Source organism: Cupriavidus yeoncheonensis (assembly GCF_905397275.1).
GTDB classification, from domain to species: Bacteria; Pseudomonadota; Gammaproteobacteria; order Burkholderiales; family Burkholderiaceae; genus Cupriavidus; species Cupriavidus yeoncheonensis.
Map to the genome: position 1 here is coordinate 38,588 of NZ_CAJPUY010000001.1, position 26,922 is coordinate 65,509.

Sequence of the window (26,922 nt, forward strand, 5' to 3'; positions counted from 1 at the left end):
GGCGCTGCGTGCCGCCGTCTTGCCTTGTTCTGGGAACTGTCGTTCCGGTGACCGAAGTATCGGTGAATGGTGCGGAGCAATTTGACGATCCGGGACGATCGATTTACATTTCGGGACAGTCAGGGAAAACGCGAGGAAAGCGCGATGTCCTACTACCTTCGTAGTGCCAGCCTTACCAATTATGTGGAAGTGGCCCGCGCCGTCGGGCTGGATCCGCATCACTATCTGCGCGCGGCAAAGATCAGCCGCGATGTGCTGCTCGATGCGGATATCCGCATACCGGCGAAGAAGGTCGGCCGCCTGCTCGACGACTCCGCACGTGACGCGAAGGTGGACGACTTCGGCGTGCGCATGGCAGAACTGCGCCAGGTCGCCAACCTTGGCCCGCTCGCCTTCGTCGTGCGCGAGCAGCCTACGTTGCGGCGGGCGCTGGAGTCGATGGTGCGGTACATGGGCGTGCAGAATGAAGCGCTGGCGATGCGCATGGAAGAGTCCGAGGGCCTTCTGATGATCCGCCTGCACATCCTCAGCGACGAGCCGGGTACGCTGCGCCAGGCCACAGACCTTGCGGTCGGCGTGATCTACCGCTTGCTGAGCGTGTGCCTGGGGCCGTCGTGGCGGCCGCGCAGCATCTGCTTCACGCACGCGGCGCCCGCCAGCCAGGCCACCTTCCTGCGCGTGTTCGGCATGCCGTGCGTGTTCAACCAGGACTTCGACGGCATCGTCTGCGTCGCCGCCGACCTCGAAGCGCCACTGCCTTCGTATGACCCGGTCATGGCGCATCAGGTAAAGCGCTACCTCGGCACCTTGCTGGCCCAGGCCAACACCACGTTGCCCGACAAGGTGCGCGAGCTCGTCCACGTGCTGTTGCCGTCCGGCATGTGCTCGGTCGATCGCGTGGCGCAGCACCTCGGTGTGGACCGCCGCACGGTGCACCGGCGGCTGGCGCAGGAGAGCACGAGCTATTCGGATATCGTCAATGAAGCCCGCGCGAGCCTGGTGGTGCGTTATATCGACAACCGCGAGCGGCCGCTGTCCGAGGTGGCCACGTTGCTGGGCTTCTCGTCGCTGAGCGCGTTTTCGCGCTGGTTCGGCGGCCAGTTCGGCTGCAGCGTGTCGAAATGGCGCATGCAGCAGGACGAAGCGCGGAACAACATGTAGCCGACCGGTTCTCGCCACGTGGCGGCTGTGACAGAATGCACCAGCCGCCACCTTTCCATTGCACGCCTTGCCAGCGTCCCGCGTGAACGACGTGAACGACTTCTCCGCCACCGTCCCCATCTCCGTCGTCAACGGCTTCCTGTCCGGCGCCGATCCCGCGGCGATGGCACGGCTGGCCGAGTGCTCCGGCATTGCCTCCGAGCTGCTGGCCGAGCCTGCCGCACGGGTCACGCAGGAACAGTTCTCGACGCTGTACCGGCTGCTGGCGAAGGAGCTGGACGACGAAATGCCCGGCATCTTCAGCCGGCCATTGCGCAACGGCACGCTCAAGTACCTTTGCCTGAGCCTGCTCGATGCGCCACGGCTGGAAGTCGCGCTGCGTCGCTTCGGGCAGTTTTTCCACCTGATTCTGGACGACTTCCGCATGCAGTCCCGGCGCGAGGATTCGAGCGGCATCGTCGAACTGGCGGACAACGCGGCCGGCCCGGCCGCGAGCATGCTGGGGCGCGAGCTGATGCTCAAGCTCGTGCATGGCGTGGCGTCCTGGCTGATACGCCAGCGCATACCGCTGCTGGCGGTGGAGCTGCCCGATACACGGCCGGCACTCGCGACTGACCATCTCTACCTGTTTCCCGGCCCCGTGCATTTCGATCGCCCGCACACGCGGCTGGTGTTCGATGCCGCGTACCTCGACCTGCCCGTGCGGCAACGCAAGCCCGATCTCGAGAAGTTCCTCGCGCGTGCGCCGGAGGACTGGATCTTCGTCTCGTTCGCCGAGGAGATGACCTGCCACCGGGTGCGGCAGCATGTGGCCGACTGCCTGCCGGCGTCGCCGACCATAGACGAGGTGGCGCAGGCGCTGCACCATTCGGTGCGTACGCTGTGCCGGCGGCTGTCGGCAGAAGGCACCACGTTCCAGGCCATCAAGGACGAGGTGCGGCGCGATATTGCGATCCGGCGGCTCACGCGCTCCGAAGATCCCATCGCGGCCATCGCCTTCGATGTGGGCTTTGACAACCCCACCGCCTTTCATCGCGCCTTCCGTCACTGGACGGGCAGCACGCCCAACGCCTACCGTCGCGCCCCCTGAGCGCGCGGGGCGGCTGGCAAGGCCAGCCGTCGACTGACAAATCCTGCCACATCGGGCGCCTCTGACGCCGCACGCCGCGTGCGCCGCCCATGGCATGGTGCAATGCGGCAGGATTTGTCATTCAAAGGGCGGGTTTAGGTAATCGCTTTCGCGTGGATGACCCTTACGATCAGGGCCATCAATGATGTCGCAGCACCGCGGGGCCTTGTCCCTGAGCCGGCGCTGCATCGCCGCGAGAGGAATGAGATGAGCTATACCGCGCCCACCAAGGACATGCTGTTCGCCATGCGCGAACTGGCCGGACTGACAAAGATTGCCACGCTGCCGGGCTACGAAGATGCCACGCCGGAAACGGTCGAGGCGGTGCTGGAGGAAGCCGCGAAGTTCCACGGCGAAGTGCTGGCCCCGCTGAACGCCGCCGGCGACCGCCAGCCGAGCAGCTGGAACGACGGCCAGGTCACGACCACCGAGGGTTTCCGCGAGGCCTTCCGCCAGTTCGGCGAGGGCGGCTGGCAGGGGATCGTGCATCCGGCCGAGTTCGGCGGCCAGGGCCTGCCCAAGCTGGTAGCCGCGCCGTGCATCGAGATGATGAACGCGGCCAACATGTCGTTCGCGCTGTGCCCGCTGCTGACCGACGGCGCCATCGAGGCGCTGCTCACGGCCGGTTCGGACGCACTCAAGCAACGCTACCTGCCGCGCCTGATTGCCGGCGAGTGGACGGGCACCATGAACCTGACCGAGCCGCAGGCCGGTTCGGACCTGGCCCTCGTGCGCACCCGCGCCGACCGGCAGGCGGACGGTACCTACAAGGTGTCCGGCACCAAGATCTTCATCACCTACGGTGAGCACGACATGGCCGAGAACATCGTGCACCTGGTGCTGGCGCGCACGCCGGACGCGCCCGAAGGCGTGAAGGGCATCTCGCTGTTCCTGGTGCCGAAGTTCCTGGTCAACGACGATGGTTCGCTGGGCGCGCGCAACGACGTGGAGTGCGTGTCGATCGAGCACAAGCTCGGCATCAAGGCGAGCCCGACCGCGGTGCTGCAGTTCGGCGACAACGGCGGTGCCGTCGGCTACCTGATCGGTGAAGAGAACCGCGGCCTGGAGTACATGTTCGTGATGATGAACGCCGCGCGCTTCGGCGTGGGCGTGCAGGGCATCGCCATCTCCGACCGCGCCTACCAGCAGGCCGTGGGCTATGCGAAGGACCGTGTGCAGAGCCGCCCGGTCGATGGCTCCGCCAAGGAGGCCGTGTCGATCATCCACCATCCCGACGTGCGCCGCATGCTGACCGAAATGCGCGCGCTGACCGAAGGCGCCCGTGCGCTGGCGCTCGTGGCCGCAGGCTATTCCGACCTCGCGCACCAGTCGCCGGACGCCGAGACGCGTGCCCGCTTTGGCGCGGCCTACGAATACCTGGTGCCCGTCATCAAGGGCTGGAGCACCGAGATGTCGCTGGAAGTGACCAGCCTGGGCGTGCAGGTGCATGGCGGCATGGGCTTCATCGAAGAGACCGGCGCGGCGCAGCACTACCGCGACGCACGCATCCTGCCGATCTACGAAGGCACCACGGCGATCCAGGCCAATGACCTCATCGGCCGCAAGACCGCGCGCGATGGCGGCGCGGCGGCGCGCGGCATCCTCGCGGAGATCGACCAGACGCTGGAGGCACTGAAGGAATATGCCGACGGCTGCCGGAACGCGGCATGCAGCGCCATGCTGATGCGCCTTGGCGTTGCGCGGCTGGCCCTGGGCAATGCGGTCGACCACGTGGTGGAGAACACGCGCAAGGACCCGAATGCGGTGTTCGGTACCAGCGTCGCCTATCTGAAGCTGACCGGCATCGTGCTGACGGGCTGGCAGATGGCCCGGGCGCTGATCGTGGCGACGCAGAAGCGCGACGAGGACGAAGCCTTCTACGGCGCCAAGATCGCGACCGCGGAGTACTTCGCCAACCATATCCTGCCGCGCGCTTCCGCGTTCGAGGCAGCCGTCATCAGCACGACAGGCCAGGACGGTTTCCTGGCGCTGGACGAAGCCTGCTTCTGACGCAGCGGACCGGAATACAAGACAAGGAAGGAAAGAATATGGCAATCGAAGGCTACAGCATGGCGACGCTCGACGCGTTCGTCGGCAAGGAACTCGGCGTGTCCGAGTGGGTGGAAGTGGACCAGGCGCGCATCGACGCGTTCGCGCAATGCACGGGCGACCACCAGTGGATTCACGTCGACGTGGACCGCGCCAAGCGGGAAAGCCCGTTCGGCGGCACGATCGCCCACGGCTACCTGACGCTCTCGCTCGTGGCGAGCCAGCTGACCGAGAGGGGCGTGGTGCCGCACGACGCGAGCGCCGCGGTGAACTACGGCCTGGAGAAGACGCGTTTCCTGACGCCGGTGAAGGCCGGGGCGCGCGTGCGCAACCGCGTGAACCTGCTTGCCGCGGACCGCAAGGGCGATGGCCGCGTGCTGCTCAGGACCGAGAACACGGTGGAGATCGAAGGCGAGGGCAAGCCCGCGCTGGTGGCCGAGGCGCTGGCGCTGCTGGTCGCCTGAGGCATGGGCAAGGCAAGAACAGGTATGAACAAGGCAGGACGAGGAGTGGCAGCATGACAACAGCCGTGAGTACGAAAGCGCCGGCGAAGAAGGCAAAGAAGACCGCAGCGATAGCAGCCGTTCCGGCGGCGATCGTTGACCGCGCGCCGGCCGTGACGGGACCGAATCCCTTCGTGGGCATGCGTCCCCAGGACCTGGTCAGCACCGCTCAGCAGATTGGCGCGCAGTGCGTGCAGGAACCGACGCTGCTGCTGCAGCAACAGACGCGGCTGGCGCAGGACCTGATGGCCGTCGTGGACGGCTCGGCGCCCGCGCCTGCTACGCGCGACCGCCGCTTTGGCGATCCCGCCTGGCAGGACAACCCGGTCTACCGCATGGCCCTGCAGGGATACCAGGCGTGGCGCGATGCGCTGACCGGCTTCGTCACCCGCTCGGTGATGGACGGGCGCAGCAAGGAGCGCGCGCAGTATTTCACCGACCTGCTGATGGATGCGGTGGCGCCGACCAACACGCTGCTGGGCAATCCCGCCGCGCTGCGCAAGACGTTCGAAACCGGTGGCCTGAACCTGGTCAGTGGCCTGGTCAACCTGCTGACCGATACGATGACCAACCAGGGCATGCCGTCGCAGGTGGACAAGGGCGCATTCCGCGTCGGCAAGAACCTTGCCGCCACGCCTGGCGCGGTCGTGTTCCGCAACGAGGTGCTGGAACTGATCCAGTACACGCCGACCACCGCGGACGTTCACGCCCGGCCCCAGCTGATCGTGCCGCCGCAGGTGAACAAGTTCTATGTGTTCGACCTTGCACCGGGCAAGAGCCTGGTCGAACACCTGCTGCGCAACGAGCTGCAGGTGTTCATGGTGAGCTGGCGCAACCCGACCGCGGCGCACCGGGACTGGAACCTCGACACCTACGTGGGGTCGCTGGTCGAAGCCATCCATGCGATCCGCGAGATCACGGGCAGCCCCGACGTGAACCTGCATGGCGCGTGCTCCGGCGCGATGACGATGTCGGCGCTGATGGGCTACTGCGCGGCGCGCGGCGAAAAGCTCGTGCACTCGGCCACGCTGATGGTGTCCGTGTTCGGCCTGGATTCGCAATCGCAGCTGGGCCTGTTCGCGACGCCGGAAGCCATCGATGCCGCGCGGCAGGGCAGCCAGGCCCGCGGCGTGCTCGACGGCGAGGAACTCGGGCGCGTGTTCGCGTGGATGCGGCCGAACGACCTGGTGTGGAACTACTGGGTCAACAACTACCTGCTCGGCAAGGCGCCGCCGGCGTTCGACATCCTCTTCTGGAACAACGACACCACGCGCCTGCCGGCCGGCCTGCATGGCCAGCTGCTGGACATGCTGACGCTGAACCAGCTGGCGACGCCGGGCGCGCTGCGCATTCTGGGCGAGCCGATCGACCTGGCGGCGGTGGACTGCGACAAGTACGTGCTGGCCGGCATGACCGACCACATCACGCCGTGGAAGGGCGTGTTCAGTTCGGTGCGCGCCTTTGGCGGGCAGACCGAGTTCGTGCTCAGCTCCAGCGGCCATGTGCAGAGCCTGATCAATCCGCCGGGAAATGCCAAGGCGAAGTACTTCCTGAACGACGCGCAGGCAGCGGATGCCGAAGCGTGGCTCGAAGGCGCCACGGCCAACCAGGGGTCCTGGTGGGAGCACTGGGGCGAATGGCTGAAGACGCGCTCTGGCGCAAAGCACGCCGCACCGTCCAGCCTGGGCAGCAAGCGCCACGCGTCGCTGGGCGAAGCGCCCGGACGCTATGTGACCGAGGCCTGATCCCGGCCCGTCGATTTCTGTGATGTAACCCGTAAGGAGAGTTGAAGATGGAAACCACCAATACCGCCGGCACCGCCGTGCACAAGAAGCTGCTTGATTTCGTCAAGCAAAACCGCCTGGACCCGGCGGCGATCCTGGAATCGCGCCGCAAGGACATCGAGGCGATCGCCAGCGTGAACACCACGCTGCTGGCCGGCCTGCAATCGCTGGTGCGCCAGCAGGCCGAGTTCCTGACGGACACCGCCGCCGAGCTGCAGTCGCTCGCGCGCCGTGGCCAGGCGGCCGACGGCGAGGCTGCCAAGGTCTCGGAAGTGCTGCCGCGCTCGCTGCAGAAGGCCGTGGCCGGCCTGCGCGCCGTGACCGATACCGTGTACAAGGCCCAGGCCGACAGCGTTGCCACGGTCGGCAAGCGCCTGGCGGAAAACGTCGAAGAGGTGAAGGGCATCCTGCGCCCCAGGCAGTAAGCGCATGGAAGCATGGCCGCCCCCGGCCATGCTTCGCCGCCAACCTCTCCGGGACGACTTGATGACAACAAACAACGCCAGCATCGAAGCTGGACAGATCATGCAGACCCGTACGGTGGACCTCGACGGGCAGTTGCTCAGGGTCGGCATCCGGCCCGGCAGCCGCGCGCATCCGCCGCTGCTCATCTTCAATGGCATCGGCGCCAACCTCGAACTCGTCGAACCCTTCGTCGATGCACTCGAGGATGTGGAAGTAATCATCTTCGACATCCCCGGCGCAGGGGGCTCTCCGGCGCCACTGCTTCCCTATCGTTTCTCCAACCTGTGCGTGATGGCCGACAAGCTGCTGTCGCGCCTTGGCTATGCGGGACCCGTCGATACGCTCGGGGTCTCGTGGGGCGGGGCGCTCGCGCAGGAGTTCGCGCGGCTCTATCCGCGGCGTTGCCGCCGGCTGGTGCTGGCCGCCACGTCGCCCGGGGTCCTGATGGTGCCGGGCAGTCCGTCCGTGCTCTCGAAGATGATCGGGGTGCGGCGTTACTCCGATCCGAAGTACCTGCAGCGCGTGGGAGCCGAGCTTTACGGCGGGGCCTTCCGCGACGACCCGTCGTTGCTCGATGAGCACGGCCGCCATATGCATCCGCCGCGCGGACGCGGCTACCTCTACCAGCTGATGGCCGCGTGGGGCTGGAGCAGCCTGCCGTGGCTCGGCGCGTTGAACCAGCGCGCGCTGGTGCTGCATGGCAGCGACGATCCGATCGTGCCGCTGGTGAATGCCAGGATCCTGGCACGCTGCATTCCGAACGCCACGCTCCATGTCTTCGACGACGACGGTCATCTTTTCCTGCTGACCGCGGCCGGTGAAACGGCGCGCGTGGTGGCGGAGTTCCTGTACGGGGGCAGGAACTGACGATCGTACGCAGGAGCCTCAGGAACTCGGTACGCCGGGAGCCTGCTCCTGCACCAAGCGGTCACGGCCGGTGCGCTTGGCCTGGTACATGGCGCTGTCGGCGCGGTTCAGGAGAGTGTCGATCCCCGGCATCTCGGGAACCGCGCAGACCGCGCCCAGGCTGATCGTAACGATCGGCTGGGTCGGCGTGCCGTGGTGCGGGATGCCCAGGCGGCGCACGGCCGCGACCAGCCGCTGCGCCACCGCGTGCGTTTCCTGCGGGCTGGCTTCGGGCAACACCACCGCAAATTCTTCTCCGCCCAGGCGCGCACAGAACTGGCCAGCGGCCAGTTCATTCATCAGGGCTCCTGCCACCTGCCGCAGGCATTGGTCGCCCACCGGATGGCCATAGAGATCGTTGAACTGCTTGAACCGGTCGATATCGAGGATCATCAGGCCCAACGGGCTGCCGTGTGCAAACGCGCGCTCGGCGGCGGCGTGCGCTTCGCGCTGGAAATAACGGCGGTTGGGGCTGCCGGTCAGCGCGTCGACGTCCAGGTCTGCCTGGATGCGCGAAAGCTGGGCCTGGGTCTGGCCGAGCCGCTGGGTCAGCGCAAGTTCGCGCTCGCGGTAGCGGGTGATGTCACGCAGGAAGACCAGGGTGCCGATGCGCTTGCCGTCCATGCGCCGGACCGCTTCGGCGCACAGTTCGAACGGCATGCCGGGCGGCACGACCGGCCCCGCGCTGCCGGCAGTCTCATGCAGAACGCCTGCCAGCGCCGAGGGCGCTGGCCGGTTCCGCGCGATCTCCGGCAGCAGCCGCGCGCCCGCCGGATTGAAATCCACCACCATGCCTTCCGGGCTCAGGATCACGCAGCCTTCGCCGAGGGCGTCGAACACGCGCAGCCGCGCGTAGTGGCCGATGTCGCCAAGATGCGTGCGCAGGGCGCAGAACCACACCAGCACGGCCATCAGCGAGAAGGTGGCGGGCGTCAGGTCGCCGCCCAGCGGGCCGGTCCAGCGCAGAAGGTAGGCCACATGCACCGTCAGGGGCAGCAGCAGGGCGCCGGCAAGGATATTGCGGCCCCGTCGCGACAGCGCGTCGTTCGGCACTTCCGCGGTAAGCAGGAAGTACAGGCTGAGCGCCAGAAGTCCGTAGGTCCAGGCCGCAACCAGGCCATAGCCCAGGCTGTGCTCGAACACCGCCCCCGGCGCAACGCCGGGCGGCGAAAGCGTGATGCGTGTCCAGATCCAGTGGTGGTATTCGTTGGTAAAGACCAGCGCGAGCGTCAGGACTGCCGCCAGCAACGGCAGCGACAGGATCGACCACGGCACCACGTAGCGCGGCCGGCTCAGGTGCACCATGGCCACAAGCCAGCCGATCGGTACCGCAACAATGCCGAAGTACTGGATCTTCGCCCAGAGGATGCGCCAGTCCAGTTCCGGCGAGCTGACTTCCAGCAAGCGCCCGCCACTCCAGATTGTCACGCCGGCCGCCAGCGTCAGGAATGCCCTGACAGTGGGATCATCGCGCCGCGGCAGGGCAGTGAGGATCATGCCCACGGCACCGACTACGGCAATGGTCAGGCAAAGGACTAGAGGGTAGGAAGGCATGGGTCGCGGCTGGCCCGAGGGGCATCGTACGTCGCCCGGCCTGTATGGTGGCGCCCATTATAGATCGGCCTTTGGCCATTCACGCCTCGCTCACACCTCGGTAGAGGGCTGGCGGTCGGCGGGTTGCCGGCAAGCGGGCGCTGGCTCTTTCTTTGCAGGGTTGCGGACACACGGCCATTGGCCTGGCGATTCCTTTTGCTGCGGGCCCGGGCCATAAAAAAACGGCTGCGCGGGGATCGCTCCCCGACACAGCCGCAACGAGCATGCTTTCTTGAGTCGGCTTAGAACTTGTGGCGAATACCCAGGGCCACACCCAGCATCGAGTTCTGGCCATTGGCCAGCGCGTAGCTGTTGCCCGTGGAAAGGCCGGTGGCGAAGAAGTTGGATACCGAATCCATTGCCAGGCCGGCGTGCTTGGCGTAAGCCGTGCTCAGGTACACATCGGTACGCTTGGAGAACGCGTAGTTCGCAATGAACGCGACCTGCCAGGGGTTGGCGAGGCCGGTATTGCCGAAACTGTTCTTCAGGTTGTCGTAGTCGTACTCGAGGGACAGTGCGACGGCAGGCGTCACCTGGTAGGCGGCGCCAATCCAGTAGAAGTCGTCGCGCTGGATCAGCACGTCCGCCGCATTCTTGTTCTGGCCCCAGCGATAGCCGCCCATGACCTTGGCCGGCCCGTAGCTATAGCTTGCAGCGATCACAGCCTTCTTGGCCGTGCCGTTGCCCGTGCCAATGGTCGGATTCCACTGGTCGTAGCCGGCGGTCACGCCGAACGGGCCTGCCGAGTAGGCCAGGGCCGCACCATAGGCGCTGTCGCGCCGGAACTGACCCGGGACTTCGCCGTTGCCGCCGATCGGCGTTGCCACGCCGATGAAGGCCGGCAGGGCCAGGCCGGTGCCGAACGACCAGTGGGCCAGTGCGGTTACCGGGCCGAACTGACCCGTGTACTTGATCGTGTTGTCTTCGCGGAAGTTCGCGCCGGTCAGAAGCGCCGCCGGCTCGTACTGCGTGGCATAGGCACCCGGCACGAAATTGGCGAGCGCTTCAAACATCGAGGTGTACTGGCGGCCGAGCGTGACCTGGCCGAGGGTGGCGCTCTGCACGCCGACGTACGCCTGGCGACCGAACAGGCGGCTGCTTTGCTGCAGCGTGCCGGAATCCAGGCTGAAGCCGTTTTCGAGCACGAACAGTGCCTTCAGTCCGTTGCCGAGATCCTCGGTGCCGCGCAGACCCCAGCGGGACCCGGAGACGCCACCCGAATTCATGCGGTAGACGTTGTGGGCCGGGCCGGAGTTGAACTGGTTGGCAGCCTGGGGGATGGCGCCGACGTGGTTGGCGTATTCGATGTTGATGTCAGCGACGCCGTACAGCGTGACGTTGGATTGCGCAAAAGCGCTTCCCGAACAGGCAAGCAAAGTGGCCAGGGCCATGCTCCTGAGTTTCATGAGGCAATTCTCCGTTTCTTCCTTTGGTTGTAATGCGGGTATTCCCGTCGGAATGGGTACTGCGGGGTACTGCATCGGGGGTGGCCGGCGCGGGACCGTGCGGTCCGCTACCGGCTTCTTGTCTTCGCCGTCAGCACATGCGGAGCAACTGGTCGATCAGCTCCGTGGCACGCGGCCACGGGCCGTAACCGGCTGCCGGGTTGAGGTGGCCGACCTCGCCGAGGTCGACCAGTTGGCTGCCCCAGTCGCTTGCCATCTGCGTGGCGCGTTCGTACGTCGCCAGCGGGTCATTGCGGCTCGCGGCCAGGATGCTGGGGAAGGGCAGCGGCTTGCGCGGCACGGGCAGCCAGCCATGCTCGGCCAGCGCTTCCTTTTGCGGATAGCTGGCCGGCATCGGCGTTTCGAGATCGGCCGGTGTCACCAGCAGGGCGCCGCGGATCTTGCGGTGGTGCTGCGCGGCCCAGTGCACGCTGATCATCACGCCGGCGCTGTGGGCGACCAGCACCACGGGGCCGTCGATCTGCGCCAGCGCGGCGTCCAGCGCGGCGACGCGGGCGGCGCGGCTCAGCTTGTCGTGTTCCAGCGGCGTCACGGAGCGGGCATTCGGCAGTTGCGCCTGGAGCAGGGTCTGCCAGTGTTCGGCCACGTGGTCGCGCAGACCGGGAACCAGCAGGACGGTGGTGTCGGGGGTAAGGCTCATCGGAATTCCAGATAATCCAATAGGTATCAGTTGGCGGCTTGCTGGGCGTTGCGCTGGTGTTCCAGGCGCTGCAGGTCAGCGGTGTAGTAGCGGCGGCCGGCGATGAAGCACGCCGCGGCGAGCAGGCCCGTCAGCGGAATCCACTGGAGCGCGCCGAGCAGGCCGATGCGGTCGGCGAGCACACCGGTGACGAAGGGGCCCGGCGCCAGGCCCAGCAGGTTGTTGGCCAGCGTGAGCGTGGCGAATGCGGTGGCGTGGATGGCCGGATGGGTCAGGTTGGCCACCACGGCGCTGGCGGGGCCAGCCGTGCCGCCGACCAGCACCATGCCGGCTGCGATCAGCGCAAGCTGGGCGGCGCCGGCGGGCAGCCGGAACGCCACGGCCAGCAGCGCGCAGCAGGCGAGGCTATAGGCAATCGCCATCAGCCATTTGCGGGCAGGGGAACGGCGGGCGACCCAGTCGGTCAGCGCGCCGCATGCAACCATGCCGACGCCGGCTGCCAGGACAAAGGCGGCAGCGGTCATGCCTGCACGATCGGTCGCCATGCCGTAGTAGCGCGACAGGTAGCTGGGCATCCACGCAAGCAGGGCGCCCATGACGAGCAGTTGCAGCGCGCTGCCAACGTAAGCACAGAGGATGGATCGTGCCGAGAACAGGGCGGACAGCAGCGGGCGCAGGGCCAGGCTCTCGCGGTGCGACTCGGTGGGCGCGTCCTCGCCGAGCGCGAGGCGTTGAGCCTTCAGGCGCGGCTCGGTGATGAGAGCGCGATAGATGACCACCAGCACCAGACCGAAGATCGCCATGCCAGCGAATGCCCAGCGCCAGCCGAAATGGGCCGACAGGGTGCCGCCGGCTGCCATGCCCAGCACCGAACCGAAGGCGCCGCCGGCGATGAATGCGGAACTCAGGCTGGCGCGCAGGTGACGCGGGAATACCGACAGCACCACGGCGATGCCCACGCTGCCGTAGGCGGCTTCACCGATGCCGACACACAGGCGGGCGATGAACATTTCGCCGAAATTGTTGGCCAGCGCGCAGCCCAGCGTGGCCAGGCTCCAGAGCGCGGCCATCAGCGTCAGGCTCTTGACGCGACCCCAGCGGTCGGCAAGGATCGACAGCGGAAAAGTGAGCAGGCCGACCATCAGTGCGACGATGCCGCCCAGTGCGCCCAGCTCGGTATCGGTCAGGGCCCATTCTGCCTTCAGCAGCGGGAACACGGCGTTGAGCACCTGGCGCGACATGTAGTCCGACAGCAGCAGGCCAAAGCTCAGCGCGAACACCAGCCACGGATATAGGCGCGACGCGGTCGCGGCCGGCTTGCCGGTCAGCATGGTGGGGTGGGTGGAATGTTGTCCAAGCATGGATGCCTCTCTTCTTTCTGTAAGACTCGATCGCTTGCGGCAGTGGCCGCACGGCGCCGCCGCTGGTTGCCCGGGGCACTTGAACGGCTCCGGTCGCGACTGGCGAAGTATCGGGGATTGGCAGGTCGCGGTTTGACTATGCGGGACAACCTGTTTGCATCTCGGGACAGTCGGGGAAAACGCGTAGAACGACCGCCAGGACCGTCCCTTTTGTGCGAAAAAAGGCATTCCGTCGAGGCTGGCGGCACTGCAAAGGGTCCGGTGTTCACCCCATATTAGGCAGGCGTCGGACGCTTGGCCGGATGGCTGGCGGGCCGCGGGGTTCCACCGGTGCATCTGTCATCCTTCCGGGGCATTCCGTGAGCGCCATCGCACGCTGGCGCGCAGAGAGCGGCGCCGGAGTGGAGTGGGAAGCGCGCTGACTTGTTGACGTAGAAATTGCAAACGTGGCCGCGACGCACTATCGTCGTATCGTGACCGTCACTCGTGCTGCCCTGACGGTCCGCAACAGCACGATCAACGTGCCTCTTGCATTGCGCTGATTTCAGCCGGGGGAGAGTCGCCATGAGTATTCGGGGAAAGGGCCGGGTCCCAGCGGTCTGGGGCGTGCTTGTTGCCTGCCTGGTGTCTGGCGCGGGCGAGGCCGTCGCGCAGCAGCAACAGGCGCCTGCGCCGGCGCCTGCCCAGGCGCAAGCGCAGGCGCCCACGTTCAAGCCCGAGGAACTGGAGGCGCTGGTTGCGCCCATTGCGCTGTACCCGGATTCGGTGCTTTCGCAGGTGCTGATGGCATCCACCTATCCGCTGGAAATCGTGCAGGCGGCACGCTGGGTCAAGGCCAACCCCAAGGTCAAGGGCGATGATGCGGTCAAGGCCGTGGCCGACCAGCCGTGGGATGTCAGCGTCAAGTCGCTGGTCGCATTCCCGCAGGCGCTGGAGCCGATGAACGACAAGCTCGACTGGACCCAGAAGCTCGGGGATGCCTTCCTGGCGCAGGAAGCGGACGTGCTGGCTGCGGTGCAGCGGCTGCGCGGGAAGGCGCAGCAGACTGGCAACCTGAAGTCGAACGAGCAGCAGCAGGTGACCGTCGCGGTATCCGGGCAGCCGGGGCAGACCATCGTCAAGATCGAACCGGCCAATCCGGAAGTCATCTACGTGCCGTCCTACAACCCGGCCGTGGTGTATGGGTCATGGGGATACCCGGCCTATCCGCCGACGTACTGGCCGCCGTATCCGGCGTACTATCCGGGCGCCGCGCTGGCCACCGGGTTCGCATGGGGCGTCGGCCTCGCGGCGGCGGGGGCGATCTTCGGCGGCTGCAACTGGGGTGGTGGAGACGTCAATGTCAACGTCAATCGCGCTACCAATATCGACCGCAACTTCGACCGGACCAAGGTACAGGGCGGCAAGTGGCAGCACGACGCTGGCCACCGCAAGGGCGTGGCCTACCGGGACAATGCCTCGCGCGAGAAATTCGGCCGCAATGTGCCCGGTGCCGATCGGCGCAATGACTTCCGCGGGCGTGAGGGTGCCGGAGACCGGCAGCGGGTCGCTGATCGCGGCGGCGTAGGTGACCGCGGTGGTGTCGGCGATCGCGGCGGCGTGGGCGATCGGGGTGGTGTCGGCGATCGCGGCGGCGTGGGTGACCGCGGCGGCGTGGGTGACCGCGGCGGCGTGGGTGATCGCGGTGGCGCGGGTGACCGCGGTGGCGCGGGTGACCGCGGTGGAGCCGGCGATCGTGCCGGTGTTTCGGACCGCGCCGGCACCGGGAATCGCGGCGCCACGGCCGGTGCCGGAAACCGCGCATCGACCGCGAATCGGGGCGGCGGTCGCGATAGCGCCTTCCAGGGCGTTGGCAGCGGCGGCGCGTCGCAGCGTGATTTCGATCGCGGCCGCAGCAGCCTGCAATCGTCGCCGGCGAACCGCGGGGGCGGAGGATTCAGTGGCGGAGGCGGCGGTGGACGCGGGGGCGGAGGATTCAGTGGCGGAGGCGGTGGCGGTCGCGGCGGTGGTGGCGGCGGTCGCGGCGGTGGTGGTGGCAGGCGCTGAACGGGGAGAACGGCCATGATGAAGCCACTTGTCTTTTCCGGTATGTCGTTTGCGGCCCGGTGCCGCCGGATTGCCGTCGCGCTGGCCCTGGTGGCCGGTACTGCAGGGTTCGCGCACGCGCAGCAAAACTTCGCGACGGCCGATGAAGCGATGGCCGCCTTTGGGGCTGCGGTCGAAAGCAGCGACGACGCGGCCATGAAGAAGATCTTCGGTGAAAGGTTCCAGAAGCTGATTCCACCTGTCGGAGCCGATATCCGTACCCGGTTCCTGACCGCGTGGGGTGCGTCCCACGCGGTGCAGGCCGTCGATGACCAGCACGCGCGGATTGCCGTCGGCACGGATGGATGGACGCTGCCGGTCCCGCTGATCAAGACCGCGCAGGGCTGGCGCTTCGACACGGCCGCCGGCCTCGAGGAAATGCGGGCGCGCCAGATCGGGCGCAATGAACTGTCCGTCATGCAGACCTTGCTGGCCATCCATGATGCCCAGTCCGAGTATGCGCAGGTCGATCACGACGGCAGCGGCGTGCTCGCCTACGCCTCGAAGCTGGCCAGCTCGCCCGGCAAGCAGGACGGCCTGTACTGGCCCACCCATCCGGGAGAGAAGCCGAGTCCGCTGGGCGAGGCGTTCCTGACCGCCGGCAAGCGCACCCCCGGGGCGGAAGGCTACTACGGCTACCACTACAAGCTGCTCACGAAGCAGGGCGCGAGTGCCCCGGGCGGGGCCTTCGACTATCAGGTGCGCGGCAAGCTGTTCGGCGGATTCGCCGTGATCGCCTGGCCGGTCCGCTATGGCCAGACCGGGGTGAAGACCTTCATGGTCAGCCATTCGGGCGAAGTCTTCGAGCGTGACCTCGGCAGCGATACCGCAACCAAGGCGGCAGCGACGACCTCATTCGATCCGGGATCCGGCTGGACCAAGGTGGCGCCATGAACCGCATCCTCCTCGCGGTGCTCGCCGCCGTCCTGATGGCCCTGCAGAGCGGATGCACCTACTATGGCGCGCCGGCGATGGCGCCGGCGAGTTTCGATCGCTCGTTCGATGCCGCGGCGGGCGCCATGCGGGATGAGGGCGTGGCAGTCAGCGTGCAGGATCGTGCAAGCGGATCGATTGCGGGCAATTTCGGCAACACGGTGATCCGGGCCAGCGTATTGCGGCAGGCCGACGGCTCGGTGCGGGTGCAGTTCGATTCGAGCGATTCGCGGGATCCGGGCCTGCTGGGACGTATCTCCAGTCGCTACGACCAGCGCATGGGCCGGTGAAGCGGTTGCCCGCAGCCGCTGCCAATGAAAAAGGGGCGCCAGCAAGCGCTGGCACCCCTTCAGGGCCGGTAGGCGGGCCGCCGCTTACGCGTCGGCCGGCATCGCGCCGACGACATTGAAGCCGGCATCGACATAAGTGATTTCACCAGTCACGCCGCTGGCAAGGTCCGACAGCAGGAACGCTGCGACATTGCCGACTTCCTCGATGGTCACGTTGCGACGCAGCGGGGCCGTGTTCTCGAAGGCGCTGAGCAGCTTGCCGAAGTCCTTGATGCCGGATGCGGCCAGCGTCTTGATCGGGCCAGCCGAGATGCCGTTGGCACGGATGCCGCGCGGACCGACCGAGGCCGCCAGGTAGCGCACGCTCGCTTCCAGCGCGGCCTTGGCCAGGCCCATGGTGTTGTAGTTGGGGACCACGCGCTCGGCACCGAGGTAGGTCATCGTCAGCAGCGAGGCATTGTCCGCCAGCATCGGCAGCGCAGCCTTGGCCAGCGCGGGGAAGCTGTAGGCGGAGATGTCGTGCGCGATGCGGAAGCCTTCGCGCGACAGGCCGTCCAGGAAATCGCCGGCAATGGCTTCACGCGGGGCGAAGCCGATCGAGTGCACCAGACCGTCGAGCTTTTCCCAGCGCTGGCCCAGGCCGGCGAAGGTCGCGGCGATCTGCTCGTCGCTGGCGACGTCGCATTCGAAGACGAGGTCAGTGCCGAATTCCTTGGCAAAGTCGCTGATCCGGTCCTTGAACCGTTCACCGACGTAGGTGAAGGCGAGTTCGGCGCCTTCGCGTTTGCAGGCCGATGCGATGCCATAGGCGATCGAACGGTTCGAGAGCAAGCCGGTGATGAGGATCCGCTTTCCTGCCAGAAATCCCATGAATTCTCCTAGGTGGTCAAGGTGGTGTATGGGGCACGCTTTCTGCGTCGGCCCTGCGGCCGGGGGCATGCCCTCGGTGTCAGACGGCCATTTTATTGCGCCGTGTAGAGGGAATGTCCGGATGGCTGGAGCCTACCCGAACGCATGTAAAATTGTCTCACAACTTGGCCCGGCCGCAGAACGCCGGACCCCAGAGGTCATATTGGAGGAATCCAGCGGGATGCCTATTCAAGCACGTTGGCCGCTTCAGGCGGCATGGCAGTGCTTCCGTCGGGATGCGGTACTGCGGGTCGGGCTGGCGCTGGCGCTGGCGGCGGGGGTTCCCGCAACGGCGAATGCGGAGCATGGCTTTGCCTTGCACGGGGATCTCAAATATCCCGCCGATTTCAAGCATTTTGATTATGTCAATCCGGATGCCCCGACAGGCGGCACCCTGACGCTCGCCAATCCGGACCGCCGCACGAGCTTCGACAAATTCAATCCGTTCACCCTGAAGGGAACTGCCGCGCCGGGGCTCAACGCCTTGATGTTCGAGTCGCTGCTGATCAGCAGCGCCGATGAAACCGCCAGCTCTTACGGCCTGCTCGCCGACGACATCACGGTGGCGCCGGACGAACTGTCGGTTGTCTTCCATATCCGTCCCGAGGCGCGCTTCTCCAACGGGGACCCGGTCCTGGCTTCGGACGTGAAGTATTCCTACGACATGCTGATGAGCAAGGCGTCCAGTCCGGGCTACCGCAGCATGTGCACGGACGTGAAGTCCGTGGTGGTCACGGGCGAGCGCAGCGTGCGTTTCGATTTCAAGCAGCGCAACCGCGAATTGCCGCTGATCGTCGGGTCGCTGCCAGTGTTTTCGAAGAAGTGGACCCAGACGGTCTCGTTCGAAAAGCTGACCTTTGAAGAACCGGTGGCCAGCGGCCCGTACATCATCGACCGCTATGATGCGGGCCGCGGCATCATCTTCAAGCGCGACCCGAACTACTGGGGTAAGAAGCTGGCGGTGCGGCGCGGCACCTTCAACTTCGAGCGCGTGGTGTACCGGCTCTACAAGGACGAAACCGCCAAGCTCGAAGCCTTTAAGGCCGGCGAGTTCGACGCGATCGTCGAATATCGTGCCAAGAACTGGGCCAAGAGCTACCAGGGCACCCGCTTCAGCAAGGGCGAGCTGATCAAGACGGAGTTCCCGCACCGCAACGGCGCGGGCATGCAGGGCTTCGTCATGAATATGCGCAAGCCCATCTTCAAGGACGTGCGGGTCAGGCAGGCGCTGATCCTCGCGCTGGATTTCGAATGGCTCAACCGCCAGCTCTTCTACGGCGCGTACAAGCGGCTGGATAGCTGGTTCTCCAACAGCGAACTGGCGGCCAGCGCGACCTTTGACGGCAAGCCCGGGCCGGGCGAACTGAAGCTGCTGGATCCGATGCAGGCAAAACTGCCGTCGGAGGTCTTTGGTCCCGATGTCGTGCAGCCAACCACCAATGCGCCGCGCTCGCTGCGGGACAATCTGCGCGAGGCACGCCGGCTGCTGGCGCAGGCCGGCTGGACGTACACGGATGACGCCTTGCGCAACGCCAAGGGCGAGCCGATGGTGTTCGAATTCCTCGATGACGGCGGCGCCATGAGCCGGGTGATCACGACCTATGTCCGCAATCTCGAGAAGCTCGGCATCCAGGTCCACCAGCGCACCACCGACTACGCGTTGTACCAGAAGCGGCTCGAGGATTTCGACTTCGACATGGTATCGATCCGCTACCCCGATTCGCAGAGCCCAGGCAACGAACTGCGCGACCGGTTCTCGAGCGAGGCGGCCGATACGCCGGGATCGGACAACCTGTTCGGGTTGAAGTCGCCGCAGGTTGACCAGCTCGTGGACAATGTCCTGCACGCCAATACGCGTGATGAACTCGTCACTGCGGGTCGGGCGCTGGACCGGGTGCTGATGCATGGCTATTACATCGTGCCGAACTGGTACAGTGCCTCGCATCGGGTGGCTTACCGCAAGGAGCTGGGCTACCCCAGGGACCGCCTGCCTTACTACTACACGGCAGAAGGCTGGATTCTGAGCAACTGGTGGCGCACCGATACGGTCGCGTCATCCGCGGCTCGCTGAAGAAAGGGGACAGCCGATGCTTGCCTATCTGTTCAAGCGCGTCCTGCTGATGATCCCGACGCTGATCGGGGTCATTACGCTGACCTTCGCCGTCATCCAGTTCGTGCCGGGCGGGCCCGTCGAACAGATGATGCTGGAACTCAAGGGGCGCGGCGGCGGTGGCGGCGAAGCCAGCGGCGGCGGTGCCGAGTACCGCGGCCGCCGCGGCGTGGATCCAGAGAAAATCAAGGAAATCCAGGCCCTTTACGGCTTCGACAAGCCGCCGATCGAGCGCTACTTCCTGATGCTCAAGCGCTTTGCGCAGTTTGACCTCGGCCAAAGCTACTTCCAGCACCGCAGCGTGTGGGAGTTGGTCAAGTCCAAGCTGCCGGTTTCGGTGAGCCTCGGACTGTGGACCTTCTTCCTGACTTACCTGATATCGGTGCCACTGGGGATTTCCAAGGCGATCCGCGCCGGCAGCCGGTTCGACGTGGTGACCAGCATGATCGTGCTGGTTGGCTACGCCATCCCGGGCTTCGTGCTGGGCGTGCTGCTGCTGGTGCTGTTCGGCGGCGGCACCTTCGTCCAGTGGTTCCCGCTGCGCGGGCTGACTTCCGACAACTGGGACCAGTTGTCGCTGATGGGCAAGGTCATGGACTATCTGTGGCATCTGGTGCTGCCGATTACCGCGTCGGTGGTGGGCAGCTTTGCCGTGGTGACCATGCTGACCAAGAACGCCTTCCTGGACGAGATCCGCCGGCAGTACGTGCTGACCGCGCGGGCCAAGGGTTTGTCGGAGCACCGTGTGCTCTGGAAGCATGTGTTCCGCAATGCCTTGATCCCGCTGGTGACCGGGTTTCCGGCCGCGTTCATCGGCGCGTTCTTCACCGGATCGCTGCTGATCGAAACGCTGTTTTCGCTCGATGGGCTCGGCCTGCTGTCGTATGAGGCCGTGCTTCGGCGCGACTATCCGGTGGTGCTGGGTACGCTCTACCTCTTCACCCTAATCGGCCTGGTCACCCGGCTGATTTCCGATGTCTGCTACGTGCTGGTCGACCCGCGCATCCATTTCGAGGCCCTGCACCGATGAAATTATTCCCGCAAGCGGTGCCGAACGGCTTGCCGCACTCGCTGTCGCCGCGCCAGCGGGCCTGGCAGCGCTTCCGGCGCAATCGCCTGGGCTACTGGAGCCTGATCCTGTTCGTGGCGATCTTCGTGCTGAGCCTGTGCGCGGAGGTCCTGTCAAGCAACCGGCCGCTGGTGGTGCGCTACAAGGGCGATTGGTATTTCCCGATCGTCAAGGTCTATCCTGAAACCACGTTCGATGGCGATTTCGCCACGCCGGCGGACTACCTCGATCCCTATATCCGCGACCGCATCACCTCGAATGGCAATCTGGCGGTGTTCCCGCTGAACCACTATTCGTACGACTCGCTCAATTACTTCGCCAAGGAGCCCAACCCGGCGCCGCCGTCAGCCGAGAACTGGCTTGGCACGGATGACCGTGGGCGCGACATCCTGGCGCGCCTGCTCTATGGCTTCCGCGTGTCGGTGCTGTTCGGAATGGCGCTGACGGTGCTCGGCGTGCTGATCGGTACCCTGACCGGCGCGCTGATGGGCTTCTTTGGGGGGCGCTTCGATCTGTTTTCGCAGCGGGCCATCGAAATCTGGAGTTCCATGCCGGAGCTGTACCTGTTGATCATCTTCGCGTCGATCTTCGAGCCCAGCCTTGCGCTGCTGATCATCCTGCTGTCGCTGTTCGGCTGGATGGGGCTATCGGACTACGTTCGCGCGGAGTTCTACCGCAACCGCTCGCTCGACTATGTCAAGGCGGCGCGCGCGCTGGGCCTGTCCAATGTGCAGATCATGTGGCGCCATATCCTGCCCAACAGCCTGACGCCGGTAATCACCTTCCTGCCGTTCCGCATGAGCGCGGCGATCCTGGCGCTCACCAGCCTGGACTTCCTGGGCCTGGGCGTGCCGCCCACCACACCCAGCCTGGGCGAGTTGCTGGCGCAGGGCAAGGGCAACCTGGACGCCTGGTGGATCTCGCTGTCGACCTTCACCGTGCTGGTGGTGACCTTGCTGCTGCTGACGTTCATGGGTGACGCGCTGCGCGATGCGTTCGACACGCGCCTGGGCCTGGCCGCGCTGCGCGGCCGCGTGGCGCCCAAGGTGCCGGCCGGTGCGCCCGCGGGGGCAACGCCATGAACGTGGTGCCCAAGCTCCGCGAAACGGACGCCATGCCGGCCGATCCGTCGCCATCTCCGTCGACGGGTGACACGCTGATCCGCGTGGACAAGCTCTCGGTCACATTCGGCCATGGTGACGATGCCACGCGCGCAGTGCGCGAAGTCAGCTTCGACCTGCGCGCCGGCGAGCGCTATGCGCTGGTGGGCGAGTCAGGCTCCGGCAAGACGGTTACCGCGCTGGCCATGCTGCGCCTCGTGGAGGACGCCCACTACCATGGGGCGATCCGTTTCCAGGACCGCAACCTGCTCGACGTCTCGGAACGGGAAATGCGCGCCATCCGCGGCGCGGAGATCGCCATGATCTTCCAGGAGCCGATGACCGCGCTCAATCCGCTCTACACGATCGGCAACCAGATCGTCGAGACGCTGGCGCTGCATGAAGGGCTCGATCGGCGCGCGGCGCGCGAGCGCGCCATTGCCTTGCTGGAGCGCACCGGCATCAGCGACGCGGCCCATCGCTTCGACAGTTTTCCGCACCAGCTTTCCGGCGGCCAGCGCCAGCGCGCCATGATCGCCATGGCACTGGCCTGTCGCCCCAAGCTGCTGCTGGCCGATGAGCCGACCACGGCGCTCGACGTCACCATCCGTGCGCAGATCATGGACCTGCTGCGCGACCTGCAGACCGAATTCGGCATGGCGGTGATGCTGATCACCCATGACCTGAACCTTGTGCGCTCCTTTGCCCAGCGAGTCGGGGTCATGGAGAAGGGCGTGATGGTCGAGACCGGCGAGACCGCGCAGGTGTTTGCCTCGCCGCAGCATCCCTATACGCGCAAGCTGATCGACAGCCGGCCGCGCCGCGAGGTGCTGCCTCTCGTGCCGCTGGCGCCGACTCTGCTGGAGGCGCGCGGGCTCTGCGTCAATTACTCGCGCAAGCGCAAGGGGATGGCGGGGTGGTTCGGCAAGGACCAGTTCGCGGCCGTCAAGGACGTCGATTTCCAGTTGCGCGAGGGCGAGACCATCGGCATCGTCGGGGAATCGGGCTCGGGCAAGACCACGCTGGCCCATACGGTGCTGGCGCTGCAGGGCAAGAGCGCGGGCACCATCCATTTCCTTGGGCGCAGCTTCGACGGCGCCACGCGCAAGGACCGCTGCGACCTGCGTTCGCGCATGCAGGTGGTGTTCCAGGATCCGTTCGGGTCGCTGTCGCCGCGCATGACGATCGAGCAGATCGTCGGCGAGGGGCTGGGGCTGCACCAGCCGGGCCTGTCTCGCGAGGCCATGCGCCAGCAGGTCATCGAGGCGCTGCGTGAAGTCGGGCTCGACCGGACGGCGCTTGGCCGCTACCCGCATGAATTCTCGGGCGGGCAGCGCCAGCGCATCGCCATCGCCCGGGTGCTGATCCTCAAGCCGCAGGTGCTTGTGCTCGACGAGCCCACTTCGGCGCTCGATGTCTCGATCCAGCAGCAGGTGCTCGGGCTGCTCTCCCAGTTGCAGCACAAGTACAACCTTAGCTACCTGTTTATCAGCCACGATCTCGCGGTGATACGCGCCATGGCGCACCGGGTCATCGTGATGAAGGCGGGCGAGGTGGTGGAGGCGGGGGAAACCGAGTCGGTTCTCGGCGCGCCGCAACATCCGTATACGCGCAAGCTGATGGCGGCTGCCCAGGTTGGTGCCGCCTGACACCATTGCCGTGCAGTAAGCGCACCGCCTTCGGGCGGTGTCACGCGACTGTCATGCGGAAAGCGACATTCCAGATGCGGAAACTGAAGTAGGTCTTTGATTGGAAAGCCCTTTCCGTCAAATTTGTAACGAACTTTGACAGCGGTGTGCCAAGCCTATACCATCCCGCGAGGACTATTTTTGGGGTGGTCGCTCGTCCGCTTTAGGACGAGCCATGCACGGCTGTGTGCCTTTTGTGACCGGCGCGCTTCTTGCGTATGGTCATCCCCGCAATGATTCAGGCATCACCATCCTCGCCGGCGTTATTCGTGCGGCGTGATGGGGATGATTCGAACGATTCATCAGGAGAACCAATGCAGCGATCGGTACTTCATTCCCTGGCACGCGTTGCCGCCGGGATTGCCATTGCCTGCGGTGCGACTGTGTCGAATGGAGTGCTGGCGGATACGGTTTTCAAGGACCCCGATGCCCGCATCGATGCTTCGGCCCAAATGGGCGCGGACACGCATGTGGAAGGCAAGCGCGGCTTGCTGTCGTCGGTCGTGAATTCCACCAGCAACGTCGCCAGCAAGGCTGGCGACCTGGTCATGAACGCGCTTGGCCTGATTGGCGTGCGTTACCGCTTCGGCGGCAACAGCCCGGAATCCGGCCTGGACTGCAGCGGCTTTGTCCGCTACGTGTTCCATGACACCTTCGGCTTCATGCTGCCGCGCCGTTCCGTCGAAATCAGCCAGGTTGGCACCAATGTGGCTGTCAATGACCTGCGCCCGGGCGATCTGGTGTTCTTCAACACCATGCGTCAGACCTTCTCGCACGTTGGCATCTATATTGGCGACAACAAGTTCGTCCATGCGCCGTCCACGGGCAGCAAGATCCGCGTCGACGACATGCGCGCCGCCTATTGGGTGACGCGCTACAACGGTGCCCGCCGTATCGAGGACGGCCAGTCTTCGAACCGCGGCGACAACCTCGGGAACATGGTCGAGACGCTCAAGCGATTCGACCCGAACGCCACTGCGCGTACGCTGTACGGCGGCTGAAACAGGCCTGCAGGCAACAAGGAAGGACTGCTTCGGCAGTCCTTTTTGTTTGTCGGGATCGCCCGGTTATTGCGCTGCCACGGTGCCGGCCGGCCGCAAGCGGGCCTGCTCGAGCCGCTGGCGCAACGTGGCCATCATCGCGGCAGTGGCCTGTTCGCCGGCCAGTACCGCGCGGTTGCGTGCATTGAAATCGCTGCCGCCCATGTCGGGCAGTTCGGGGCGGATCACCACGTCCGCGCGCGCGAGTGCCATCTTGTTGATCGACTGGCCCATGATCGTCGTCGTCTGCAGGAGCACGCCGCTCTGGCCGCCATTCTTCTGGCTGGACGGGTCCGCCGAGATGTTAACGGCAATGACGAAGTCGGCGCCCATGCTGCGTGCCGAATCCACGGGAACCGGCTCGACCAGTCCCCCATCCACATAGTCCCGGCCCTGGATGGAGACCGGCTGGAACACTCCCGGCACGCTGCTGGACGCGCGTACAGCCTGTCCCGTATTGCCGCGCCGGAACAGGATGCGCTCGCCGGTCTTGAGGTCGGTGGCCACAATGCCAAGCGGCAGTTTCATGGCCTCGATCGGGCGGTTCGAAACCAGGCGGTTCACATAGTTCTGCAGCGCCTCGCCCTTGAGCCAGCCGCCAAAACGGCTGCCGAAGGGCAGCGCCCAGTCGGCGATGGCTGCCTCGTCCATGGTCAGCGCGAGCTTGTTGAGCTCGAAGCCGCTCATGCCGGTGGCATAGAGCGCTGCGACCACCGCCCCGGCGCTGGTGCCGGTGACCAGGTCAGGGTGGATGCCCTGGGCTTCCAGTGCCTTGATCACGCCGATATGGGCAAAGCCGCGTGCGGCGCCCCCGCCCAGCGCCAGGCCGATCTTGATGGGGCGCGGTGCCGGCTGCATGGCCACCGGGTTTGCCGGCGCAGCAGGGCGCGGGCCGAACGAGCAGGCGGAAAGCAGGGCGGCTGCGGAGGCGCCGAGGAAGTGACGTCGTTGCATGAATCGGGGTGCCAGTGGATGGGCGGAGGCGGGCGGAAACCAATATGTGACTGGATCGGCGCGAGGATGATATTTCTTCGTACTGGCCGTTCCTGTGACTCCGTGAAGCATAAATGATTCCGCTGGGGACGGTGGCGATGCCGGGCGGGCGAGGTCCATTGGCCGGCAGGGCTCCCTGCTTCGCTTGCTATAATGCAGGACCGACATATTCCAGCCTGCGCGCGTCCGCGCGGGCTTTTTTGTTTGTTCCCGACCGCCATGACCCAACGCGTCCGCACCCGCTTTGCGCCGAGCCCGACCGGCTTCATCCATCTCGGCAATATCCGATCCGCGCTTTATCCGTGGGCGTTTGCCCGCCGCATGAAGGGCGATTTCGTGCTGCGCATCGAAGATACCGATGTCGAGCGTTCTTCGCAGGAAGCCGTCGATGTGATCCTCGAAGGCATGGAATGGCTCGGCCTGGATATCGACGAAGGCCCGTTCTACCAGATGCAGCGCATGGACCGCTACCGCGAGGTACTGGCCCAGATGGTCGACAGCGGGCTGGCCTATCCGTGCTACATGAGCACGGAAGAGCTGGACGCCCTGCGTGAAGCCCAGCGCGAGCGCGGCGAAAAGCCGCGCTACAACGGCTTCTGGCGCCCGGAGCCGGGCAAGGTCCTGCCGCAGCCGCCAGCTGGCGTGAAGCCGGTGCTGCGCTTCCGCAATCCGCTCGACGGCAGCGTGGTGTGGGACGACGCAGTGAAGGGCCGCATCGAAATCTCGAACGAGGAGCTGGATGACCTCGTCATCGCGCGCCCGGACGGCACGCCGACCTACAACTTCTGCGTCGTGGTGGACGATCTCGACATGAAGATCACGCATGTGATCCGTGGCGACGACCATGTCAACAACACGCCGCGGCAAATCAATATCATCCGTGCGCTGGGCGGCACGACGCCGGTCTACGCGCACCTGCCGACCGTGCTCAATGAGAACGGCGAGAAGATGAGCAAGCGCCACGGGGCCATGAGCGTGACCGGCTATCGCGACGAAGGCTATCTGCCCGAGGCCGTGGTGAACTACCTGGCCCGCCTGGGCTGGGCGCACGGCGACGCGGAGATCTTCACTCGCGAGCAGTTTGTCGAATGGTTCGACCTCGAGCATCTGGGCAAGTCGCCGGCGCAGTACAACGCCGAAAAGCTGGCCTGGCTGAACAACCACTACATCAAAGCGGGCGACAACGCGCGCCTGGCCGAACTGACGCGTCCGTTCATCGAAGCGCTTGGCGGCAAGGTGGAGGGGGCGGACCTGGTAGGCGTGATCGCCCTGGTCAAGGACCGGGCCAACACGCTCAAGGAAGTCGCACAGACGGCGCTGCTTTTCTATCGTGGCGAGCCGCAAGCCGATGCGGCACTGAAGGCCGAGCACCTGACGCCTGAAATCCAGCCGGCACTGAAGGCGCTGGCGGCCCAGCTCGGTGCACTGCCCGAATGGAAGCGGGAAGCTATCAGTGCCACGTTCAAGGCGGTGCTGGCGGAGTACGGGCTGAAGATGCCCAAGCTTGCCATGCCGGTACGCCTGCTGGTTGCCGGCCAGCTCCAGACGCCCGCCATTGACGCCGTGCTGGAACTGTTCGGCCGCGATGCCGTGCTGCGCCGCCTTGCTGCTGGCTTGAGCGCATAAAAAAGATGCGAAAAATCCTGGC

Annotated in this window: 22 protein-coding genes; 16 read left to right on the top strand and 6 right to left on the bottom strand. The window is 65.9% G+C overall.

All coding sequences use genetic code 11. The features are described from left to right. The first annotated feature begins 144 nt into the window (after window positions 1–144). The 7 genes from KHO22_RS00185 to phaZ all read left to right on the top strand — a co-directional run bounded on the left by KHO22_RS00185 (window position 145) and on the right by phaZ (window position 7,958). A complete protein-coding gene (locus KHO22_RS00185; protein WP_211945085.1) occupies window positions 145–1,161 on the top strand; it encodes an AraC family transcriptional regulator in 1,017 nt (338 codons plus the stop codon). Window positions 1,162–1,279: 118 nt separating this feature from the next. Continuing rightward, window positions 1,280–2,251: an AraC family transcriptional regulator gene (locus KHO22_RS00190; RefSeq protein ID WP_211945456.1), complete on the top strand. Its 972-nt coding sequence runs from the start codon at window positions 1,280–1,282 to the stop codon at window positions 2,249–2,251. Between the two features lie 246 nt (window positions 2,252–2,497). Further along, window positions 2,498–4,300: an acyl-CoA dehydrogenase gene (locus KHO22_RS00195; protein ID WP_211945086.1), complete on the top strand. Its 1,803-nt coding sequence runs from the start codon at window positions 2,498–2,500 to the stop codon at window positions 4,298–4,300. Window positions 4,301–4,338: 38 nt separating this feature from the next. Next, window positions 4,339–4,803 carry a MaoC family dehydratase gene (locus KHO22_RS00200; protein WP_211945087.1) on the top strand — a complete coding sequence of 155 codons (465 nt, stop codon included), beginning with the start codon at window positions 4,339–4,341 and terminating at the stop codon, window positions 4,801–4,803. Between the two features lie 53 nt (window positions 4,804–4,856). After that, window positions 4,857–6,587 (top strand): alpha/beta fold hydrolase, encoded by a 1,731-nt coding sequence (locus KHO22_RS00205; protein WP_211945088.1) that lies wholly within the window; start codon window positions 4,857–4,859, stop codon window positions 6,585–6,587. Window positions 6,588–6,634: 47 nt separating this feature from the next. After that, entirely contained in the window at window positions 6,635–7,051 is a 417-nt protein-coding gene (locus KHO22_RS00210) for a phasin family protein (RefSeq protein ID WP_211945089.1), read from the top strand. A 61-nt stretch (window positions 7,052–7,112) separates the two neighbouring features. Continuing rightward, window positions 7,113–7,958 (top strand): poly(3-hydroxyalkanoate) depolymerase, encoded by an 846-nt coding sequence (gene phaZ, locus KHO22_RS00215; protein ID WP_211945090.1) that lies wholly within the window; start codon window positions 7,113–7,115, stop codon window positions 7,956–7,958. 18 nt (window positions 7,959–7,976) lie between these two features. On the opposite strand, the gene KHO22_RS00220 is transcribed toward phaZ, so the two are convergent. The 4 genes from KHO22_RS00220 to KHO22_RS00235 all read right to left on the bottom strand — a co-directional run bounded on the left by KHO22_RS00220 (window position 7,977) and on the right by KHO22_RS00235 (window position 13,057). Beyond that, window positions 7,977–9,551, bottom strand: a complete 1,575-nt coding sequence (locus tag KHO22_RS00220) for a GGDEF domain-containing protein (RefSeq protein WP_211945091.1) — start codon at window positions 9,549–9,551, stop codon at window positions 7,977–7,979. Between the two features lie 281 nt (window positions 9,552–9,832). Further along, window positions 9,833–10,996, bottom strand: coding sequence for a porin (locus KHO22_RS00225; protein ID WP_211945092.1), 1,164 nt, complete (start codon window positions 10,994–10,996; stop codon window positions 9,833–9,835). A gap of 130 nt (window positions 10,997–11,126) precedes the next feature. Continuing rightward, window positions 11,127–11,696 carry an RBBP9/YdeN family alpha/beta hydrolase gene (locus tag KHO22_RS00230; protein ID WP_211945093.1) on the bottom strand — a complete coding sequence of 190 codons (570 nt, stop codon included), beginning with the start codon at window positions 11,694–11,696 and terminating at the stop codon, window positions 11,127–11,129. A gap of 26 nt (window positions 11,697–11,722) precedes the next feature. Further along, the gene (locus tag KHO22_RS00235; RefSeq protein WP_211945094.1) at window positions 11,723–13,057 is read right to left on the bottom strand and encodes an MFS transporter; all 1,335 of its coding nucleotides are present in this window, start codon (window positions 13,055–13,057) and stop codon (window positions 11,723–11,725) included. 564 nt (window positions 13,058–13,621) lie between these two features. Between KHO22_RS00235 and KHO22_RS00240 the strand changes: the two genes are divergently transcribed. From KHO22_RS00240 to KHO22_RS00250, 3 genes are read left to right on the top strand one after another with little or no spacing between them, the layout of a single operon-like run. Then, window positions 13,622–15,103 (top strand): DUF3300 domain-containing protein, encoded by a 1,482-nt coding sequence (locus tag KHO22_RS00240; protein ID WP_211945095.1) that lies wholly within the window; start codon window positions 13,622–13,624, stop codon window positions 15,101–15,103. Between the two features lie 15 nt (window positions 15,104–15,118). Further along, entirely contained in the window at window positions 15,119–16,036 is a 918-nt protein-coding gene (locus KHO22_RS00245; RefSeq protein ID WP_420839562.1) for a DUF2950 domain-containing protein, read from the top strand. Further along, window positions 16,033–16,365, top strand: coding sequence for a hypothetical protein (locus KHO22_RS00250; RefSeq protein WP_211945096.1), 333 nt, complete (start codon window positions 16,033–16,035; stop codon window positions 16,363–16,365). The genes KHO22_RS00245 and KHO22_RS00250 overlap by 4 nt, the downstream gene beginning before the upstream one ends. Window positions 16,366–16,449: 84 nt before the next feature. Here KHO22_RS00250 and fabI read toward each other — a convergent pair whose 3' ends face one another. After that, a complete protein-coding gene (fabI, locus tag KHO22_RS00255; protein WP_211945097.1) occupies window positions 16,450–17,235 on the bottom strand; it encodes an enoyl-ACP reductase FabI in 786 nt (261 codons plus the stop codon). A gap of 220 nt (window positions 17,236–17,455) precedes the next feature. Between fabI and KHO22_RS00260 the strand changes: the two genes are divergently transcribed. The 5 genes from KHO22_RS00260 to KHO22_RS00280 all read left to right on the top strand — a co-directional run bounded on the left by KHO22_RS00260 (window position 17,456) and on the right by KHO22_RS00280 (window position 24,242). Further along, window positions 17,456–19,345, top strand: a complete 1,890-nt coding sequence (locus KHO22_RS00260) for an extracellular solute-binding protein (RefSeq protein WP_211945098.1) — start codon at window positions 17,456–17,458, stop codon at window positions 19,343–19,345. A gap of 16 nt (window positions 19,346–19,361) precedes the next feature. Next, complete coding sequence (locus KHO22_RS00265; RefSeq protein WP_211945099.1) at window positions 19,362–20,414, top strand: microcin C ABC transporter permease YejB; 1,053 nt, start codon at window positions 19,362–19,364, stop codon at window positions 20,412–20,414. Further along, window positions 20,411–21,535 carry an ABC transporter permease gene (locus KHO22_RS00270; RefSeq protein ID WP_211945100.1) on the top strand — a complete coding sequence of 375 codons (1,125 nt, stop codon included), beginning with the start codon at window positions 20,411–20,413 and terminating at the stop codon, window positions 21,533–21,535. The genes KHO22_RS00265 and KHO22_RS00270 overlap by 4 nt, the downstream gene beginning before the upstream one ends. 32 nt (window positions 21,536–21,567) lie before the next feature. Further along, window positions 21,568–23,202 (top strand): ABC transporter ATP-binding protein, encoded by a 1,635-nt coding sequence (locus KHO22_RS00275; RefSeq protein ID WP_211945458.1) that lies wholly within the window; start codon window positions 21,568–21,570, stop codon window positions 23,200–23,202. Between the two features lie 353 nt (window positions 23,203–23,555). Then, window positions 23,556–24,242, top strand: coding sequence for a C40 family peptidase (locus tag KHO22_RS00280; RefSeq protein WP_211945101.1), 687 nt, complete (start codon window positions 23,556–23,558; stop codon window positions 24,240–24,242). Between the two features lie 66 nt (window positions 24,243–24,308). Here the strand turns inward: KHO22_RS00280 and KHO22_RS00285 are convergent, their stop codons facing one another. Next, a complete protein-coding gene (locus tag KHO22_RS00285) occupies window positions 24,309–25,235 on the bottom strand; it encodes a patatin-like phospholipase family protein (protein WP_211945102.1) in 927 nt (308 codons plus the stop codon). 258 nt (window positions 25,236–25,493) lie between these two features. Between KHO22_RS00285 and gltX the strand changes: the two genes are divergently transcribed. Further along, on the top strand, window positions 25,494–26,900 hold the full coding sequence (gene gltX / locus KHO22_RS00290; RefSeq protein WP_211945103.1) for a glutamate--tRNA ligase: 1,407 nt from the start codon (window positions 25,494–25,496) through the stop codon (window positions 26,898–26,900). The last annotated feature ends 22 nt before the right edge of the window (window positions 26,901–26,922 follow it).

Coding starts and splice junctions, on each gene's coding strand:
- gltX (WP_211945103.1), top strand. CDS start 25,494: ATGACCCAACGCGTCCGCACCCGCTTTGCGCCGAGCCCGACCGGCTTC.
- fabI (WP_211945097.1), bottom strand. CDS start 17,235: ATGGGATTTCTGGCAGGAAAGCGGATCCTCATCACCGGCTTGCTCTCG.
- KHO22_RS00195 (WP_211945086.1), top strand. CDS start 2,498: ATGAGCTATACCGCGCCCACCAAGGACATGCTGTTCGCCATGCGCGAA.
- KHO22_RS00240 (WP_211945095.1), top strand. CDS start 13,622: ATGAGTATTCGGGGAAAGGGCCGGGTCCCAGCGGTCTGGGGCGTGCTT.
- KHO22_RS00230 (WP_211945093.1), bottom strand. CDS start 11,696: ATGAGCCTTACCCCCGACACCACCGTCCTGCTGGTTCCCGGTCTGCGC.
- KHO22_RS00280 (WP_211945101.1), top strand. CDS start 23,556: ATGCAGCGATCGGTACTTCATTCCCTGGCACGCGTTGCCGCCGGGATT.
- phaZ (WP_211945090.1), top strand. CDS start 7,113: ATGACAACAAACAACGCCAGCATCGAAGCTGGACAGATCATGCAGACC.
- KHO22_RS00225 (WP_211945092.1), bottom strand. CDS start 10,996: ATGAAACTCAGGAGCATGGCCCTGGCCACTTTGCTTGCCTGTTCGGGA.
- KHO22_RS00275 (WP_211945458.1), top strand. CDS start 21,568: ATGCCGGCCGATCCGTCGCCATCTCCGTCGACGGGTGACACGCTGATC.
- KHO22_RS00200 (WP_211945087.1), top strand. CDS start 4,339: ATGGCAATCGAAGGCTACAGCATGGCGACGCTCGACGCGTTCGTCGGC.
- KHO22_RS00220 (WP_211945091.1), bottom strand. CDS start 9,551: ATGCCTTCCTACCCTCTAGTCCTTTGCCTGACCATTGCCGTAGTCGGT.
- KHO22_RS00245 (WP_420839562.1), top strand. CDS start 15,119: ATGATGAAGCCACTTGTCTTTTCCGGTATGTCGTTTGCGGCCCGGTGC.
- KHO22_RS00285 (WP_211945102.1), bottom strand. CDS start 25,235: ATGCAACGACGTCACTTCCTCGGCGCCTCCGCAGCCGCCCTGCTTTCC.
- KHO22_RS00260 (WP_211945098.1), top strand. CDS start 17,456: ATGCCTATTCAAGCACGTTGGCCGCTTCAGGCGGCATGGCAGTGCTTC.
- KHO22_RS00205 (WP_211945088.1), top strand. CDS start 4,857: ATGACAACAGCCGTGAGTACGAAAGCGCCGGCGAAGAAGGCAAAGAAG.
- KHO22_RS00185 (WP_211945085.1), top strand. CDS start 145: ATGTCCTACTACCTTCGTAGTGCCAGCCTTACCAATTATGTGGAAGTG.
- KHO22_RS00235 (WP_211945094.1), bottom strand. CDS start 13,057: ATGCTTGGACAACATTCCACCCACCCCACCATGCTGACCGGCAAGCCG.
- KHO22_RS00250 (WP_211945096.1), top strand. CDS start 16,033: ATGAACCGCATCCTCCTCGCGGTGCTCGCCGCCGTCCTGATGGCCCTG.
- KHO22_RS00265 (WP_211945099.1), top strand. CDS start 19,362: ATGCTTGCCTATCTGTTCAAGCGCGTCCTGCTGATGATCCCGACGCTG.
- KHO22_RS00270 (WP_211945100.1), top strand. CDS start 20,411: ATGAAATTATTCCCGCAAGCGGTGCCGAACGGCTTGCCGCACTCGCTG.
- KHO22_RS00210 (WP_211945089.1), top strand. CDS start 6,635: ATGGAAACCACCAATACCGCCGGCACCGCCGTGCACAAGAAGCTGCTT.